Source organism: Flammeovirgaceae bacterium, from assembly GCA_015180985.1.
In the GTDB taxonomy this organism is placed as follows: Bacteria; Bacteroidota; Bacteroidia; order Cytophagales; family Cyclobacteriaceae; genus UBA2336.
In genome coordinates this window covers 287,522-304,468 of sequence record CP054185.1, presented here as the reverse complement: position 1 = coordinate 304,468, position 16,947 = coordinate 287,522, and the positions used below count along the sequence as shown (strand labels likewise).

16 protein-coding genes and 1 pseudogene are annotated in these 16,947 nt (G+C 47.3%); 11 read left to right on the top strand and 6 right to left on the bottom strand.

Annotated features, from left to right (window positions below; genetic code table 11):
* Positions 1–16 precede the first annotated feature (16 nt).
* Complete coding sequence (locus HRU69_01435) at positions 17–307, top strand: septum formation initiator family protein (protein QOI96215.1); 291 nt, start codon at positions 17–19, stop codon at positions 305–307.
* A gap of 13 nt (positions 308–320) precedes the next feature.
* Positions 321–881: a hypothetical protein gene (locus HRU69_01430; protein ID QOI96214.1), complete on the top strand. Its 561-nt coding sequence runs from the start codon at positions 321–323 to the stop codon at positions 879–881.
* Here HRU69_01430 and HRU69_01425 read toward each other — a convergent pair.
* On the bottom strand, positions 878–1,957 hold the full coding sequence (locus HRU69_01425) for an Ldh family oxidoreductase (GenBank protein QOI96213.1): 1,080 nt from the start codon (positions 1,955–1,957) through the stop codon (positions 878–880). The genes HRU69_01430 and HRU69_01425 overlap by 4 nt on opposite strands.
* Before the next feature lie 108 nt (positions 1,958–2,065).
* On the opposite strand from HRU69_01425, the gene HRU69_01420 reads away from it, so the two are divergent.
* Together HRU69_01420 and HRU69_01415 are read left to right on the top strand one after the other, a co-directional pair.
* Entirely contained in the window at positions 2,066–3,679 is a 1,614-nt protein-coding gene (locus tag HRU69_01420) for a DUF4139 domain-containing protein (GenBank protein QOI96212.1), read from the top strand.
* 208 nt (positions 3,680–3,887) lie between these two features.
* A pseudogene (locus tag HRU69_01415) lies at positions 3,888–4,951 on the top strand (IS3 family transposase).
* 135 nt (positions 4,952–5,086) lie between these two features.
* Here the strand turns inward: HRU69_01415 and HRU69_01410 are convergent.
* Both HRU69_01410 and HRU69_01405 read right to left on the bottom strand, forming a co-directional pair.
* A complete protein-coding gene (locus tag HRU69_01410) occupies positions 5,087–6,130 on the bottom strand; it encodes a hypothetical protein (GenBank protein QOI96211.1) in 1,044 nt (347 codons plus the stop codon).
* Positions 6,131–6,259: 129 nt separating this feature from the next.
* Positions 6,260–7,186, bottom strand: a complete 927-nt coding sequence (locus tag HRU69_01405) for an exopolyphosphatase (protein ID QOI96210.1) — start codon at positions 7,184–7,186, stop codon at positions 6,260–6,262.
* A 68-nt stretch (positions 7,187–7,254) separates the two neighbouring features.
* On the opposite strand from HRU69_01405, the gene HRU69_01400 reads away from it, so the two are divergent.
* From HRU69_01400 to HRU69_01375, 6 genes are all read left to right on the top strand, one after another.
* A complete protein-coding gene (locus tag HRU69_01400) occupies positions 7,255–8,826 on the top strand; it encodes an acyl-CoA carboxylase subunit beta (GenBank protein ID QOI96209.1) in 1,572 nt (523 codons plus the stop codon).
* Between the two features lie 144 nt (positions 8,827–8,970).
* A complete protein-coding gene (locus HRU69_01395; GenBank protein ID QOI96208.1) occupies positions 8,971–10,041 on the top strand; it encodes a M42 family metallopeptidase in 1,071 nt (356 codons plus the stop codon).
* A gap of 107 nt (positions 10,042–10,148) precedes the next feature.
* Positions 10,149–10,664, top strand: coding sequence for a YfiR family protein (locus HRU69_01390; protein QOI96207.1), 516 nt, complete (start codon positions 10,149–10,151; stop codon positions 10,662–10,664).
* Between the two features lie 35 nt (positions 10,665–10,699).
* Positions 10,700–11,209, top strand: a complete 510-nt coding sequence (locus tag HRU69_01385) for a YfiR family protein (protein ID QOI96206.1) — start codon at positions 10,700–10,702, stop codon at positions 11,207–11,209.
* A gap of 45 nt (positions 11,210–11,254) precedes the next feature.
* Positions 11,255–12,316 (top strand): PAS domain-containing sensor histidine kinase, encoded by a 1,062-nt coding sequence (locus HRU69_01380; GenBank protein ID QOI96205.1) that lies wholly within the window; start codon positions 11,255–11,257, stop codon positions 12,314–12,316.
* Between the two features lie 119 nt (positions 12,317–12,435).
* Entirely contained in the window at positions 12,436–13,221 is a 786-nt protein-coding gene (locus tag HRU69_01375; GenBank protein QOI96204.1) for an ABC transporter substrate-binding protein, read from the top strand.
* Here the strand turns inward: HRU69_01375 and HRU69_01370 are convergent.
* The gene (locus tag HRU69_01370) at positions 13,202–14,392 is read right to left on the bottom strand and encodes a 3-phosphoshikimate 1-carboxyvinyltransferase (protein ID QOI98794.1); all 1,191 of its coding nucleotides are present in this window, start codon (positions 14,390–14,392) and stop codon (positions 13,202–13,204) included. The two genes, HRU69_01375 and HRU69_01370, sit on opposite strands and share 20 nt — an antisense overlap.
* Positions 14,393–14,528: 136 nt before the next feature.
* Between HRU69_01370 and HRU69_01365 the strand changes: the two genes are divergently transcribed.
* Positions 14,529–14,717 carry a hypothetical protein gene (locus HRU69_01365; protein QOI96203.1) on the top strand — a complete coding sequence of 63 codons (189 nt, stop codon included), beginning with the start codon at positions 14,529–14,531 and terminating at the stop codon, positions 14,715–14,717.
* Here HRU69_01365 and aroB read toward each other — a convergent pair.
* Together aroB and HRU69_01355 are read right to left on the bottom strand one after the other, a co-directional pair.
* Entirely contained in the window at positions 14,708–15,751 is a 1,044-nt protein-coding gene (gene aroB, locus HRU69_01360; GenBank protein QOI96202.1) for a 3-dehydroquinate synthase, read from the bottom strand. The two genes, HRU69_01365 and aroB, sit on opposite strands and share 10 nt — an antisense overlap.
* A complete protein-coding gene (locus HRU69_01355; GenBank protein ID QOI96201.1) occupies positions 15,738–16,835 on the bottom strand; it encodes a bifunctional 3-deoxy-7-phosphoheptulonate synthase/chorismate mutase type II in 1,098 nt (365 codons plus the stop codon). Before HRU69_01355 ends, aroB begins: the two co-directional genes overlap by 14 nt.
* Positions 16,836–16,947 lie beyond the last annotated feature (112 nt).

Genomic DNA, 16,947 nt, shown 5'->3' with positions numbered 1-16,947 from the left:
CATCATTTTTTAAGCTATGTGGAAGAAATTGCCGAAGGCCTTCCGTAATTTTTATGTGATTACCGGCCTTATTTTTTTTATCTGGATGCTGTTTCTGGATTCCAATGATCTGATTTCGCGCTACCGCCTGTCGGCTAAGTTACGGGCGCTGGAGAACGAAAAGGCGTACTACCAGCAAAAAATAAAAGAGGTTGAGCAGGATAAGAACGAGTTGTTCGGTGATCGGGAATCGCTCGAAAAATTTGCCCGCGAAAAATACCTGATGAAGAAAGATAATGAAGATGTATTTGTTATCGTTGAAGAATAAACCTTCGTTTACGATGAAGCCATTCCTTTTAAGTTGTATTATCGTGCTGGGCCCCCTGACTGCTTTTTCACAAGGAAAAAACAACAGCCTGGAAGGAGTGCCCGCAAAGGAGCGCATCGTTACCGGTGGCGGACTAGGATTAAGTTTTGGCAACACGATGGACTTCATTTCTGTTTCACCGATTATCGGGTATGCCATTACCAAAAAATTTATAGCCGGCACCGGCTTAACGTACCGTTACACAAAATATAAAACAATAAACCCACCCATTACTTTTAACGATTACGCCTTTAACCCGTTTGCACGGTTCACGGTGTATAACGGCATCTTCATTCAAACAGAATTCGAACACCTCAATTACGAATACTATGTTGGCTTTGGAGAAACCGCGCGCAGCACATTTAACAGTTTTCTGGCTGGTGGTGGTTTTATTCAGCCCATGGGCAGGAATGCTGCGTTCTTTGTAATGGCCCTCTATAATTTTTCGTACACGGCCTCATCAAGTTTATACACTCCGTACCAGAGTCCGTGGGTAATCCGGGCAGGTATAACCATTGGTGGAATTAGCTTCTAAAACGAAAGACCGAACCTGGCGGCCAGTTCCTTTAAATCTTTTTCAACAGCAGGATTTAATTCTACTCCTTCCTTCAAGCGCTTGTCTGTCATTTGACGTTCGGGGTCTCCATGAATTAACACGGATGAGTTTCCCTCCACTGGTTTAGCCGAACGGAATCGTTCAATCCAGGTATCCATGTGCTGCTTAAATTCTTCGGCCGGCCGGAACGCATCAATGCGCATGGCTCCTAAAAAATGCCCGATGCCGCTACCCACCGGGTCGGCCGGGGGTTGCAAAAAAGCAACAAAGGGCGGCACCCAAGGGCCGTAGTTTGCCCCGCTTAATACAGCCGAAAGGATATCCACCATCGCCCCAAGTCCGTAGCCCTTGTGGCTGCCGTGTTCATAATCGCTGCCCAGCGGAATGAGCGCGCCACCTGCTTTCAGTTCGTGCGGGTTGGCGGAGGGCTTGCCGTCTTTCGTTTGTATCCACCCGAGTGGCGCTTCTTTATTCTTTCGCTGAAGTATTTCCAGCTTACCGTTGGCTGCAGTAGTGGTGGCCATATCCAGCACAAAGGGTGGTTGCTTGCCGGCCGGTATGGCTACCGAAATCGGGTTAGTGCCCAGCAACCGCTCGGTTGAAAAGGTGGGCGCCACCAGCGGACTGGCGTTGGTCATGGCCCAGCCAATCATATCGTGCTCAAGGGCGAGCATGGTATGATAGCCGGCAATGCCAAAATGGTTGGAGTTGCGCACCGCCACCCAGCCGGTGCCGCACGCTTTTGCCTTTTCAATGGCTATGGCCATGGCTTTTGGCGCTACCACCAGGCCCAGGCCGGCATCGCCATCAACGGTTGCCGTTCCAGGTGACTCATGTACAATCCGGATTGCAGGTGTTGGGTTAATGCGGTTGGCTTCCCATAATCGCACATACCCTGAAAGCCGGGCTACGCCATGTGAATCAATACCACGCACATCGGCTGCCAGCAGCGCATCGGCTGCCAGCCGGGCATCGGTTTCAGGGCAACCCATTTTTGTAAAGACTGAATAAGCAAAATTTTTCAGTTCGGAGATGGTGTATGTGCGGGTACTCATGTGCGGCAAAGATAGACAACCTGCCAGTATGGCGGGTGGGTAAAAAAGATTTACTTTGGTTTGTGAAAAAGGGTGCATGCCTGCATCTGAAGAGATAAATTTTAACTTATGAAGCCCGTTAGCCTGTTACTGATTCTGTTAGTTGTTGCCGGTTATGCTATTGCACAGCCCGAAAAGCCGGTTGATTCAAAAATTACCCGCGTAACCGTTTTCTTAAACCGCGCCCAGGTAACCCGCGAACTTAAAACCCGCGTGGAGGCCGGCAAAACCAGCCTGGTGCTTTCGGGCCTCACCGCGCAGCTCGATCAGCAAAGCGTGCAGGTTTCGGGTAAAGGAAATTTTATTTTGCTGGGTATCAATCACCGCCAGAATTTTATCAGCGAATTTAACCTGCCGAAAAGCCTGCGTGTGTTGAACGATTCGCTTGACTATTATAAACGATTATTACTCATAGAACAGCAACAAAAAGATGTGCTCAGCAAAGAAGAGCAGTTGCTGCTGGCCAATCAGAAGATCGGGGGGAATAACCAGAATATTACCGTAAATGAACTGAAGGCCATGGCCGAGTTTTACCGCAGCCGCCTGGGCGAAATCGGGATGGCCAAAATCAAAAGCGATGAGAAGATCCGCAAAACCAACGAGCGCATCAGTAAACTCAATCAGCAAATCCAGGAGCAAAACGAATTGTACAGCCGCAATACCAGCGAGATTGTGATAAGCCTGGCGGCTGAAACGGCCGGCACTGTTGACCTGGAAGTAAATTACGTGGTGGCCAATGCCGGCTGGTATGCCGTGTACGACCTGCGGGCGGTGAATACAAAGAGCCCGATCCAGTTAAGTTACAAAGCCAATGTGTTTCAAAGCACAGGCGAAGACTGGAAAGATGTGCGGCTGAAACTCTCCACCGCCAACCCCAGCCTGGGCGGCACCAAGCCCGAGCTGTACACCTGGTACCTTGATTTTTATTATCCTACCTACAAGCAACGCGAAATTTCCCGGATGGGAGCAGTTCACCGGGCTGCCCCTGAAAAGGCTGAAGAAGTGGAGCTGAGCATAGAAGTTCCTCCAACAGAGCAAAAGAGTGTTGCCGATTACACGCAAACCATTCAGACCAGTCTGAATACCGAGTTTGACATCAGCCTGCCCTACACGGTGGTTTCGGCATCAAAGCCTACACTGGTGGACATCCGCAATCACGAAATGAAGGCCGACTACCGCTATGCCGTGGCGCCCAAGCTGGATAACGATGCCTTTTTGATGGCCCGCGCCACGGGCTGGGAGGACTTCAGCCTGTTGCCCGGTGAGGCCAACGTGTTTTTTGAAGGAACCTTTGTAGGCAACTCGTTTATTGACCCGAACAACGTGAAGGACACCATCTCCGTTTCACTGGGCCGCGACAAGCGCATTGTGGTGCAGCGCGAGCGCGTAAAGGATTTTACATCGCGCAAAGCCATTGGTTCCAGCATCCGCGAGACGGCTGCCTGGGAAATTACCGTACGCAACACGCGCAACGAGCCGGTAAAACTGGTAATGGAAGACCAGGTGCCCATATCCAAGATCAGCCAGATTGAAGTAACTGTTGTTGATGTTGGTGGTGCGAAGTACACCAAAGACACCGGCAAGCTGGTGTGGGAAATGAACCTTCAGCCCAATGAATCGAAGAAGGTGGTGTTTAAGTACGAAGTGAAATACCCGAAGGACAGGCAGGTGAGCGGGTTGTAGAATAACGTTTGTGTTTGTGCTGTTGCGGGTTCAGGAGGCTTGGTAAATAAAGCAACGACTACGTAACTGTGATCGCTAACGTTTGGCTATACAGCATTGCTTTTATCTTTTAAAAATAATTAAATAAAAGCAATGATGTATATGTAAGCTCCCCCGAAAATAGGACAGTTTTGAATTAGACAAAAGGTCTAACTTTAAACTGTTAACTATGAAAAGAACACGATTCACCGAAGTCCAGATTTTCAACATTCTCAAGGAGTTTGATGCTGGCAAAAACATCCAGGATATTGCCCGCGATCAGGGGATTTCGAAAGCCACCATTTATAACTGGAAGGCAAAATACGGGGGCATGGAGATGAGCGAACTCAAGCGGGTTAAGGAACTTGAGGAAGAAAACCGGAAACTCAAGCAGATGTATGCCGACCTGGCCCTGGACAACAAGATGCTTAAAGATGTTTTGGGAAAAAAGTATTAAGGCCCGCTGAGAAGCGAACCCATGTAGACCATCTGAGAACGACATTTAAAGTCAGCCTCGGTCGGGCCTGTAAAGTGATGGATATCTCACGTTCGGTTTACTACTACCAAAGTAAGAAGGACGATCATGTGGTGATTGACAAACTTCAGGATTTAGCGGAGAAACGGCCTACGGAGGGTTTTTGGAAAATGTACTTCAGGATACGAAAGGAAGGATTATTATGGAACCATAAACGCATCCACCGGGTGTATAAACTATTGAAATTGAATATGAAGCGAAAAGGAAAAAAGAGGTTACCGGCACGCGCGCTCCAGCCCCTGGAGGCGGTTAGCCATATCAATGCAAGCTGGTCGATGGATTTTATGAGTGATTCTCTTTTGTCAGGTCGTAAGTTCAGGGTGCTGAACCTGCTGGATGACTTTAACCGCGAGGCTCTGGCTATTGAAGTGGACACCTCAATGAGAGCCGAACGGGTGATACGGGTGCTGGAACAAGTCATTGGGTGGAGAGGGAAACCCAAGCGAATCAGGGTTGATAATGGGCCCGAATTCATATCAAGCAAACTTGGCTTATGGTGCGAGGAGAATGGTATCCATTTACAATTCATTCAACCAGGCAAACCTTCCCAAAATGCATACATCGAGCGTTTTAATGGGAGCTTTCGGAAGGATGTGCTTGATGCATACGTATTCGAATCGCTGACCCAGGTTAGAATCCTGGCAGACGAGTGGATGAATGATTATAACTACCACCGTCCCCATGACGCGCTAGAAGGTCGCAGTCCTGCGGACATGCTGGCAGTGGATTTATGGAAAACTCGAAACGAGTTTCCCACAAACCCACAGCCGGTTACTATGATAACAATGAATAAATTTTCTAATTTAGAGTTGTCCTAAAAAGGGGGAGCTTACATATAGCCGTTGTTAGGGTTGTTAGTAACTATTGAATTTAAGTATTCTCTTTTGTTTGTCGCAACCTATATAAACGGGAATCCATATACTCTGCGAAAGATTAAACTCAGAAATTGTAATCCTACTTAATGATTTCTTAACTTCATTTAGAAATTTTCTATCTTCAAAATTTTCAACAAAATATTCAAATCTATCTTTTAATGAAAGGTGTGGTAAAATGTATGGAATGTATTTCACTGATTTAACTTTCTCTCTTGAGTTGATTTTTATGTAGATGTCCCAATCGAAACAATATTTGTCAACCTTGAGTTTCTCAGAAAAATCATTATTCAAATGCAGCCTAACTTTCTCTGCTAAACTGTCTAAACTAATTTTATTGTTATTCTTATCAAAGAATCTCAATTCTGTTCCATTAAAAAAGTGAGTTATTTCATTGTTCTTTATGCCACTTATATGGGATAATAGAGCAAAGCCATCTTTAAGTCCGGCTGGTAGAGTATTCGTAAAATATATTTTGTAAATATTATTAATATTTTTTTCGATTGTCCATGATGTCCCGTCTGTCATTGGTAAATAGGACGCTAGAGGTAATGTATCAATTGAATTAATATCAATTAATTGTTTAAAATAATTCCAGTCTTTATCCGGAATTTTAACTTTTCCTTTTTTCTTAATCCCTTTAGGTTCATATCCTCCAGAACCTTTGCCAATTGTCCATGTTAAATATCTTTGGTTATTTTTAATACTTATTGTAAAGCAAATGGGGTGATTGAAGGAAGGTTCGCTTAAAATCCTAAATAAATTTTGTTTGCTTTTGTTGTTTTGATCTAAAGAACTTTCTTTCAACTCTTCCCTTCTTATCATATAATTTTTAAATCCAGTTTTAATCAAATATGCGGCAAATTCATTATTGGCAGTATCACTTAAATTATAGTGTTCAATTTTTAGTTCAAAATGCTTGAATGAATTCATTAAAGAACTATCTATTGCATTAGCAGTTGTCTCTTGAGCAAACAATCTGGGCGAGAATGCAAGTAAAAGTCCGATGATGAAATATATTCTCATTAAATTCTAATTTTTTGCGAGGGTTCTCGTCTAATAACCCCTAATACCGTTCTTTATACAATTGAATATATTTCACTTATAGCATTTTGTCAAGTGTCAACTGATAAAGTGTGCGGCCTGTTTTTTTTATTATCTGCTCCCAAGCCTTGCCAGCACCCCTTCTTTCATTGAGTAACCTGATACCCTGATGCCGGTGAAAGCATGTAGTTGCAATACATACCGTATCAGGCAGCAGGCTACCACAATCATGTCAACGCGCATCTCCAGCATGCCGGGTATGGCCAGCCGCTGCTGGCGGTTTTTGGTAATCAGTTCATCATAAATTTTGTAAAAGGCTTCTATAGTCAGCGGAGTTTCGGGTGCGTCCGGTTGTGTAAGCAGGTTTTGCTGAATGCAATAGATGTCGCTTAATGTATCAAACGTTCCGGAAGAGCCGGCCAGGATAAAAGGCCGGTGCAGTTGCAATGCTTTTTTCAGTTCAGGCAATTGCGTTTCAAAGTAGTCGTTAAGAGCAGCAATTTCTTCGGGTGCTATCGGGTCGTGGTGCTGAAATTTCTCCAGCAGCCGCTGGGCGCCTATTTCCAGGCTCACCTTCCAGAAAATTTCGTTGCCGTTGGCAATAATAAACTCCACGCTGCCCCCGCCAATGTCCATAATCAGCATTTTTTCATGGCCTGGGTTCAGCGCCCACCGCACTCCGTAATAAATGTATTCCGCTTCTTCTTCACCCGAAATCACCTTAACCTCAATGCTGGTTTTAGATTTAATGGCAGTTAGTACTTCATCCCGGTTAACGGCATGACGCAACGCGCTGGTTCCGAAAGCATAAACAACGGCTACATTGTGCATTGCAAGGGTATCTTTAAACAATTGCATGGTCTCCAGGGCGCGGGCCATCCCCTCATCGGTAATCTGGTTTTGATTAATGCCGCCTTTACCAATCTTCACCGCCCGCCTGTCGCGATGAATAATGGAAAATACTCCGTTCTTTTTTTCCGCAACCAGCAGGTGAAACGTGTTGGTACCCAGATCAATAATGGCAATACGGTTGGTCATGGCCTTTAAAAAAGGCAATTTACTACCTTCCTTTCCTTTAACTATATTTCGGGCTGATCCCCTTCTTCATGGCAAAGCGAAAAGCACCCGATACCATTCTGCAACAGAAGTTTGATGAGCTGGACCGCAAGAACAACGAAGCCTTATTAGGTGGCGGTGAAAAGCGCATAGAACAACAACATGCCAAGGGCAAGTTAACAGCCCGCGAGCGCATTCATTTGCTGCTGGATGAAGGCTCCTTCGAAGAGCTAGGCAAATTTGTGATGCACCGCGCCAAAGATTTTGGCCTGGACAAGGAACACTACCTGGGTGATGGCGTTGTTACCGGCTATGGCACCGTAAACGGCAGACTGGTGTATGTGTTCTCACAGGATTTTACCGTGTTTGGCGGCTCCCTTTCTGAAACGCATGCCGAAAAGATTGTGAAGATCATGGAACTGGCCATGAAGAATGGCGCCCCGATCATCGGTCTGAACGATTCGGGCGGGGCGCGCATCCAGGAGGGCGTGGTGTCGCTGGGTGGCTATGCCGATATTTTCTATCGCAACACATTGGCATCAGGAGTTATTCCGCAAATATCGGCCATCATGGGGCCGTGTGCAGGCGGTGCGGTGTATTCACCCGCTATTACCGATTTTATTTTCATGGTGGAGCACACTTCGTTCATGTTTGTTACCGGCCCGAATGTGGTTAAAACCGTTACACACGAAGATGTAACTTCTGAAGAATTGGGCGGGGCGCAAACGCACAGCACCAAAAGCGGGGTAACCCATTTTGCCTGTGCCAATGAAGTAGAATGTATCCGTCAGATCAAAACACTGCTGAGTTACCTGCCGCAGAATTGTGAGGATGATGTGCCCGTTGTACCCTACACACCGGCTGATGAAAAACGGGAAGCATTGAATGCCATAGTGCCCTCTAACCCCAATCAGCCGTACGATATGCGTGAAGTGATTACGGGCACGGTGGATGAGGGCAGTTTTTTTGAAGTACATAAAAACTTTGCCGAAAATATAGTGGTGGGTTTTGCGCGATTGGCCGGCCGAAGCATTGGTATTGTCGGCAATCAGCCGGCTGCACTGGCCGGTGTGCTGGATATTGACGCGAGCGTAAAAGGGGCACGCTTTGTTCGCTTTTGCGATTGCTTTAACATTCCGCTGTTGGTGTTTGAAGATGTGCCGGGCTTTTTGCCGGGTACCGACCAGGAGTGGAACGGCATCATTACCAACGGTGCAAAATTGCTTTATGCATTTTCAGAGGCTACCGTGCCCCGTGTTACAGTAATTACCCGCAAAGCGTATGGCGGAGCCTATGATGTGATGAACAGCAAACACATCGGGGCCGATTTGAATTACGCATGGCCCACAGCCGAAATTGCCGTGATGGGCGCCAAAGGTGCGGCCGAAATTATTTTCCGAAAGGAAATTGCCGAAGCGGCTGACCCCCAGGCCAAACTCAACGAAAAGGTGGAGGAATATACCCGCAAATTTGCTACCCCCTATCGGGCTGCGCACCGGGGCTATATTGACGAAGTGATCTACCCTGACCAGACCCGCGAAAAGTTAATCCGTGCGTTTAAGATGCTGGAGAATAAAGCGGCAAAACTACCCCGGAAAAAACATGGGAATATTCCGTTGTAACTAATAATCCTGGACTCACCCCCTGTCATCCTTCGGCTGACATCCCCCTCTCTGCCAGCAGAGAGGGGGAAGGAGGGGGTGAGTCACGTAATTACCTCCTTATTTAAGTATCTTTACCCGATCAGAATAACCGATTAACTTCTTATGGACAAAAAAAGTAAAACCTTCCTGTTTGATTACCTGAACAATGCCTCACCCACCGGATTTGAATACCCCGGCCAGCAAATCTGGCTCAACTACCTGAAGCCCTACATTGACGATTACCTGGTTGATGTGTACGGCACGGTGGTGGGCGTTATTAACCCGAAAGAAAAGTACAAAGTGGTTATTGAAGCGCATGCCGATGAGATCTCCTGGTTTGTTGGCTACATTACCGATGACGGCTACATTTATGTTAAGCGCAATGGCGGGTCCGATCACCAGATAGCGCCCTCCAAGAGGGTAAACATCCATACCGAAAAAGGCATTGTAAAAGGTGTATTCGGCTGGCCGGCTATTCATGTACGCGATGCGGCCAAGGAAGAACCACCTTCCTTGAAAAACATTTTTATCGACATCGGCTGCGAAAGCAAGAAGGAAGTAGAAGCAATGGGTGTACATGTAGGTTGCGTTATCACCTTCGAAGATGAATTGATGGAGATGAACAAGAATTATCTGGTGGGTCGCGCACTCGATAACCGGATGGGTGGGTTTATGATTGCCCAAGTGGCCCGCAGACTAAAGGAGGGTAAAAGGAAACTTCCGTTCTGCCTGTACATCGTCAACTCGGTGCAGGAAGAAATCGGTTTGCGCGGTGCTGAAATGATTTCGCGCAGGTTAAAACCCGATCTGGCAATTTGTACGGATGTAACACACGATACCTGCTCGCCCATGTACAGCAAAAAGGAAACGGGTCATATTAAATGCGGCAGCGGTCCGGTGCTTTGTTATGGTCCGGCCGTGCAGAATAATGTTCTCAAAATGGTCATTCAAACAGCCCAAAAACGGAAAATTCCCTTCCAGCGGCAGGCCGTTAGCCGCTCCACCGGCACCGATACCGATTCGTTTGCCTACTCGGCCGAAGGAGTGGCCTCAGCGCTTATTTCCTTACCCCTTAAATACATGCACACCACGGTCGAGACGGTGCATAAAGACGATGTGGAAAACGTAATAAAGCTCATTTTTGAGGTTCTTTTGCAGGTTAAGCCGGGGCACGATTTCCGGTACATTAAGTAAACCCTGAAAATCTTACATCCATAAGAAACGGGTCTTGATAGGCTCCTCAAGCGAAAAAGAGGGGCCTATTTTTGTATCGTAAAAATCAACTAAACGAATTGACCCGTATGAAAATGATTAAGAAAATCCTCTTCACCTTTCTGGTAGCCTCTGCTACAACTGTATTTGCACAGGAGCGCCCCCTGCACGAGGTGTACTCTATGATGGTGTATAACTTTGTGAAATACGTTCAATGGCCCGATCACACTGAGAGTGGCGAATTTGTTATTGGTGTTATTGGCAACAACGATGTGTTTGCCACACTAAACAGCTGGTATGGCGGCAAACCGCGCGGCAGCAAAACCTATGTGATTAAGAAATTCAACTCAGCAGCCGATGTGGCCGATTGTCATGTGGTGTTTATCGATAAATCAAAGAGCGGTGAGTTTGAAGCGGTAAATACCAAAGTTAAAGGCAAAGGCACATTGGTGATTACCGATAAAGCAGGTTTAGGCGAGAAAGGCAGTGGCATTAACTTTAAGAATATTGACAACAAGCTCAAGTTTGAGTTGAATCAGAAAGCTATTGAGGCTTCGAACCTGAAAGTTTCCGGTTCGCTTACTTCAATGGCTATATTGATTTAAGATTTTACATTCGTATAAACAAAACCTCTCTGAATATGAAAAAAGCAGTTGTATTTTTTGCCGTGTTGCTGGCGGGAAGTACCGCCTGGGCACAGGAAAGACCGAACCACGAAATCCATGCGGCCATGGTGTTCAACTTCATCAAGTATGTTCAATGGCCTGATGAAGGAGCAGGTGGCGATTTTGTAGTGGGCGTGATGGGCGAGGACGATGTGTTTAATACACTCAAGGCATGGTACGATGGCAAACCCAAAGGGGCCAAGAAGTATGTGGTAAAAAAACTTGCTTCGGCCGATGAAGCCGCTGCCTGCCACGTAGTGTATTTGGGTAAAAACAAAAGCAAAGAATTTGAGAACATCAAAAACAGCATCTCCGGCAAGCCCGTACTAACTGTAACCGATGGCAGTGGGCTGGGACAAAAAGGCAGCTGCATCAACTTCAAAATTGTTGACGGCAAACTGAAGTGGGAGCTTAACCAGGGCACCTTTACCAGTTCAAACCTGAAGGTTTCCGGTCAGTTGAGCAGTATGTCGATACTTATTTAAGAAGTACATGTGCGCTGAATCCGGTTTCAGCGATAATTTAAGGGGATGGAAAGAGCGGATTGGATTTTCCGGGAGTTGGTAGAGAACTCGGGCGACATCTTTACGGTGGTGGATAAAAACTTTCGGATCCGCTACATTTCTTCGGGTGTAAAAGAATACGGAGCCGAACCGCTTTCCCTGCTGGGCAAAAACATCTTTGATTTTGTTTGCCCTGAAAAAACCGAAGAATGGAAACAACACCTGGCGGGTGTTGAGGAAAGAAGATTGTATGAAATCGGTTTACGGTTAGGCAAGAGCACCACTACGTATTTTGATGTTACCATCTACCGCATTAACCAGGGCGCACCAGAAAACGGCCATGTGCTTAAGTTGCACAATGTTACCCAGCGCAAGCTTAAGGAGAAAGAACTGGTTAATTCCAATAAGCAGCTCGACCAGGTTATTTATAAAACCACACACGATTTGCGGGCTCCGCTCATGTCGGCCCTCGGGCTGGTTGACCTGGCCATAAAGGCCCCGGCTGAACAAAAGGATGAATACCTGGCGCTTATCCGGAAGAGCCTGCACAAGTTGAACGGATTTATTGAAGAGATGAACCATTTTTTCCGTGCAGAGAAGATGGAGGTACAGCGGGAGCGGATAAACCTCAGCGAACTTATCCGCGAAGAACTGGAAAGCCAACGCAACCTGTACCGGGCCGACCGGCTGACGATTGAAACTGCGGTTGATGAAGAGGAGGCATTTTTCTCCGACCGGATTCGGGTAAAAACCATCCTGACCAACCTGGTTACCAACGCTATCAAGTATGCCGATGTAACTAAGGAAAAATCGGTCATCCGGATAACTGCCAAAACCGATAGACAACAGTGCGTACTGGTTGTAGAAGACAACGGCATCGGCATTGAAGAAAAGTATCAAAACAAAATTTATGATCTCTTCTTCAGGGCCACCACCCAATCGCAAGGAACCGGATTGGGGCTGTTCATTTTGAAGGATACCGTTGAGCGGTTAAAGGGTTCCGTTGAAATGAAATCGCAGGTGGGCGTGGGCACCACGTTTAAAATATTTATTCCAAACCAGGTAACAATGCCCGCTGTTGCCGGTTAACGACATGCGCGCAGGGTCACGGAGTTTTTATTGAGAGGGTCTTTCTTCGTGTGCTCTGTGCGCTTTTTATCAACGAGGCATCCTGCCATTGGCGGGGTGCCTTTTATCTTTATACCCGTATGGAAACCCGGATCTTTACCGATCAGTTGCGAAACAAGGTGGCGGTACCCTGTTCGCCAAAGCGCATCATCTCGCTGGTGCCCTCTCAAACCGAACTGCTTGCTGATTTAGGGCTCAATGAACAAGTTGTTGGAATAACAAAGTTCTGCATTCACCCGGCCGTGTGGCGCAAGTCAAAAACCATTATCGGTGGAACAAAAAAATTTGATTTCAATCGAATCCGTTCGCTCAACCCTGATCTGATTATTGGAAACAAGGAAGAAAACTACTTGGAGGGTATTGAGCAACTGAAGCGTGAATTTCCGGTTTGGATGAGCGATGTGACCACCTTTGCCGATGCCATTCACCTTATTGAGCAATTGGGCATGATTACAGGTTGTGCCCAACGGGCTGTAAACCTTATCGGCCAAATAGAAAATTCTTTTAAGCTGCTGGAAAAGATAAAACCTTTCACGGTACTGTATCTCATTTGGAAAGAACCCTGGATGGCAGCCGGCCGTGAAACATTTATCAACTCCATGCTCGAAGCGGCCGGTTTTAAAAATGTACTCAAAAAGCCGCGTTACCCAGAACTTACGGATGATGCTATACGGATGCTTAATCCGGAAATCATCCTCTTGTCGTCCGAGCCCTATCCGTTCGCAGATAAACATAAAATAGAGTTGGAACGCCTGGTGCCAGGTGCGAAAGTTATTCTGGTTAATGGTGAATCCTTTTCATGGTACGGCAGCCGCTTGCTGAAATTTGCTGATTACGTTAAGGAACTCAGGCTTCAGTTGCCGTAATGCCAAGCGACTTTACATCGTGCCAGAAATGCGGATAAGATTTTTTAACCACGTCCGGATTTTCAATGTGTATCGCACTGAGCATGCACAGCGGTGCAAAAGCCATAGCCATGCGGTGGTCCAGGTAGGTACAAATCGTACCAATTTCGTAGGGTAGTTTACGTGCCGGGGTAAGATGCCAGGCACCCTGTCTTTCTTGAAATTCTGCTCCCAGTTTTGCCAGTTCGGTCTGTAGCGCCTTTGTCCGGTCGGTTTCTTTAATGCGCAAACTATCCAGTCCTGTAAAAGTTGCTGTAATACCCTTGGCGGCACACACTACGGCTACCGTTTGTGCAAGGTCGGGGCAATCGGTAAAATCCCGGCTAAATACCTGGCGAGGGTCTTGCGGTTGTAAAATCAGGCTATTGCCCCGTGGTTCGGTTTTTACACCAAGCAACTCCATCATGTCAACAATCACCCGGTCGCCCTGAATTGATCTTACCGATATTCCCGGAAGGGTAATCTCCGCCTGCCTGGCAAGGGCTGTAAAGGCAAACCAATAACTGGCGGCTGACCAATCCGGTTCAACCGTATAAGGCACGGCTTTATAGGTGCCGGGCGAAACGGTGATGATGGTTTCACTCCAGTGGGTTGTTGCACCAAACGTACGCATCAGCGAAAGCGTCATTTCAATGTAGGGGCGGCTGGCAATTTTTCCCTCCAGTTCAAGGGTTAGTCCTTGCGGCAGCATGGGGGCAATCATGAGCAAGGCTGATATGTACTGGCTGCTGACATCGCCCCGGATTGCCAAACGATTGGTTTTTTGAATGAAGGGGCCATCAATCTGCACCGGTGGAAAACCTTCCTTCTCGGTGTAAAATAGCCGGGCGCCAAGCTTGCTGAGGGCTTCAACCAACAACTTAATAGGGCGTTGCTTCATCCTGTCGGTGCCGGTTATCCGTTTTGGTATGCCCCGCACCGAAAAGTAGGCCGTCAGGAAACGCATGGTGGTTCCGGCATCCTCCGCATCAAGTACCGGCTCGGGTGCGTTAAGCAATTGCTGCATAAGGCGCGTATCATTCGCCTCCGAAAGATTATTAATTGGGGTGTTGCCACCACTGAGTGCATGGATAATTAAAACCCGGTTGCTGATGCTTTTTGATGCCGGCAGATGGCTGACGGTTCCGGAAATGGTCGGTTTGTGTTGAAGCGTAATGTGGCGGTTCACTGAACAACTGTTAGTTGCACAAATTACATTTTGTAAAAGATTTTTTTGCAGGTATGAAACATTTACACATCGTTAGCAGTTAACTTTGTTATAGTATTTTATGAGCACCACCAAAAAAATAGCGATTGGGTTGGGAATTGCCTCAGGGGCTTTACTGGCAGCATGGCTGCTTACGGGCGACCGTAAGAAGAAAACCGTGGATTTTATTGCTAAAAAAGCCGATGACGTAAAGCGAGCCATCCGTAAAAGCAGGGAGTCGTTCAACGATTCGGAAGCCCACTACGTGTGAAGCGAACTATAGTATGTCAGCGAGTCAACCATCTCAGCCATAGAAGCCTCAACGTCCCATCGGGCCCTTCCGATGCCATCTAAAAGGGCCATCAGTACCCTATTGTCTTTATTTTTCTTGTCCTGGTAGCACAACTTCGCTATTTCTTCAGGGTGCTCCGGCAGGCTTAGTTTGCCGAAAACCGAGAGCAGGTAACTGGAGGTTTCCTGCATGTCCTGCCTGGTTATCAGTCCTTTTTGCGCAGCAATTTTCGATTCGCAAATCAGGCCGGCTGCTATGGCTTCGCCATGTAACACAGGTTGGCCTTTTGCCAGAAAGTGTGTTTCAATAGCATGGCCGATGGTGTGGCCGGCATTCAGAATTTTTCTCAATCCTTTTTCATGTGGATCGTGTTGTACCACCCGCCATTTTAACGTGGCCGAATGCTGCACCAGGCTGTTCCACTCCTGGCTCTTCCAGCTTTTAACCCGTATTATATCCCAAAGGGGCTTATCCGAAATCAGGGCATGTTTAATCACTTCAGCAAAGCCCGATCGCAGCTCTTTTTCGGGGAGAGTGTTAAGAAACACGGTGGACAAGATGGTATAGGCAGGCTCTCTGAAAACCCCGATTTGGTTTTTGTAATAACCCAAATCCACACCCACTTTACCGCCAATACTGGCATCGGCCATAGCCAGCAGGGTGGTGGGTATTAGTATAAAATCAATACCCCGCTTAAACGTGCTGGCACAAAATCCGCCCAGGTCGCCTGCCACACCGCCTCCCACAACAATCAGCACCGAATGCCTGTCAAGTTGCTGGTCGGTCATGGCTTTCCAAACCTGCATACAGGTTTCGATGGTTTTGTACTGTTCGCCAGCGGGTATGGTAATTACCTGGTGTGCCGGAAGGCTTTGCTTTAACCGGGGATAGCACTGGTTTTTTGTGTTCTCATCAACCAGAACGGAAACACGGGAGTAATTTTTTACTGTCAGAACTTCGCGCAGGTCGTTTTCCGGCCAGGCCGATAGCCGGATGTGATCAGGGAGTATCATGCCGGGTTTCGGATTGGTTCATGATTTCGGTTTGGATGCGGATGGACTCATCGTGGATAACCCGGTAAAGTTCTTTAATAAAATCAGCTGCCAGGTGGGCGTGCTGCCCCCACTCCGGGCGGGTTTTCATAATCTCATTCCACCGCTCCAGCTGAAATACGGTTACGTTGTTTTCTTTTTTATAGTCCCCGATTTTTTCAACCAGCTTCATCCGTGAAGCGAGCGTGTTAATCAGTTCCTGATCCATCTGGTCTATCCGCTCGCGAAGCTGTTCCAGTTGATTGAGGAATAAAATGTTGTCAGAGGAGCGCTCGGCAATACGCAGGTTAGCCAGCAGTTCTTTTAAGGCAGAGGGGGTAATCTGTTGCTGTGCATCACTCAGGGCGTTATCCGGGTCAGGATGAGTTTCGATCATCAGGCCGTCATAGCCCAGGTCCAGCGCTTTTTGCGATACGTCAAAAATCAGTTTCCGGTTGCCGGCAATGTGGCTGGGGTCGGCAATCAGCGGAAGTTGGGGGTACCTGATTTTAAGTTCGAGTGGCAGTTGCCACAGGGGCTGGTTCCGGAACACCGAATTTTGAAGTGAAGAAAAGCCGCGGTGAATGGCCCCGAGTTTTTTTATACCCGCACGGTGCAGCCGTTCCAGGGCACCAATCCATAGCGACAAATCGGGATTGATCGGGTTTTTAACCAGTACAATAGTATCAACGCTTTTCAAAGCATCGGCAAGCTCCTGGACTAAAAAGGGGTTTACCGTTGTGCGTGCGCCCAGCCATAGTACATCAATCCCGGCATGAAGCGCCTGCTCAACGTGCTGCGCGCTGGCTACTTCGGTGGCTATGGCAATTCCGGTTTGCTTTTTAACCTCGGCAATCCAGTCCAACGCCTCGCGGCCGTTTCCTTCAAAAGTATTCGGCCTTGTACGGGGTTTCCAAACTCCGGCCCGCATCAGGCCGATACCTTGTTCTTTCAGCGAAGTGGCAACGGTTAGCAGTTGGTGGTAGCTTTCGGCACTGCAGGGCCCGGCAATAACCAGGGGTTGGTTACCGGTGCAGAAGGCTGCGTTCCAGTTTTCAGGTTTCATTGGGGTTGAAAGTTAAGAAAATCAATTCATCGTGACAGGTAAATGCACAAAGCCATCCATTTGTTTAGCCACTGGTTCAACCGGGGCTTGAAACCTGCCCTTCACCGCCTAT

What these genes read in the sequence shown, in the direction of transcription:
- HRU69_01430 (QOI96214.1), top strand. Translation starts at nt 321, where the DNA reads ATGAAGCCATTCCTTTTAAGTTGTATTATCGTGCTGGGCCCCCTGACT.
- HRU69_01385 (QOI96206.1), top strand. Translation starts at nt 10,700, where the DNA reads ATGAAAAAAGCAGTTGTATTTTTTGCCGTGTTGCTGGCGGGAAGTACC.
- HRU69_01400 (QOI96209.1), top strand. Translation starts at nt 7,255, where the DNA reads ATGGCAAAGCGAAAAGCACCCGATACCATTCTGCAACAGAAGTTTGAT.
- aroB (QOI96202.1), bottom strand. Translation starts at nt 15,751, where the DNA reads ATGATACTCCCTGATCACATCCGGCTATCGGCCTGGCCGGAAAACGAC.
- HRU69_01395 (QOI96208.1), top strand. Translation starts at nt 8,971, where the DNA reads ATGGACAAAAAAAGTAAAACCTTCCTGTTTGATTACCTGAACAATGCC.
- HRU69_01425 (QOI96213.1), bottom strand. Translation starts at nt 1,957, where the DNA reads ATGAGTACCCGCACATACACCATCTCCGAACTGAAAAATTTTGCTTAT.
- HRU69_01355 (QOI96201.1), bottom strand. Translation starts at nt 16,835, where the DNA reads ATGAAACCTGAAAACTGGAACGCAGCCTTCTGCACCGGTAACCAACCC.
- HRU69_01435 (QOI96215.1), top strand. Translation starts at nt 17, where the DNA reads ATGTGGAAGAAATTGCCGAAGGCCTTCCGTAATTTTTATGTGATTACC.
- HRU69_01390 (QOI96207.1), top strand. Translation starts at nt 10,149, where the DNA reads ATGAAAATGATTAAGAAAATCCTCTTCACCTTTCTGGTAGCCTCTGCT.
- HRU69_01420 (QOI96212.1), top strand. Translation starts at nt 2,066, where the DNA reads ATGAAGCCCGTTAGCCTGTTACTGATTCTGTTAGTTGTTGCCGGTTAT.
- HRU69_01380 (QOI96205.1), top strand. Translation starts at nt 11,255, where the DNA reads ATGGAAAGAGCGGATTGGATTTTCCGGGAGTTGGTAGAGAACTCGGGC.
- HRU69_01410 (QOI96211.1), bottom strand. Translation starts at nt 6,130, where the DNA reads ATGAGAATATATTTCATCATCGGACTTTTACTTGCATTCTCGCCCAGA.
- HRU69_01405 (QOI96210.1), bottom strand. Translation starts at nt 7,186, where the DNA reads ATGACCAACCGTATTGCCATTATTGATCTGGGTACCAACACGTTTCAC.
- HRU69_01365 (QOI96203.1), top strand. Translation starts at nt 14,529, where the DNA reads ATGAGCACCACCAAAAAAATAGCGATTGGGTTGGGAATTGCCTCAGGG.
- HRU69_01375 (QOI96204.1), top strand. Translation starts at nt 12,436, where the DNA reads ATGGAAACCCGGATCTTTACCGATCAGTTGCGAAACAAGGTGGCGGTA.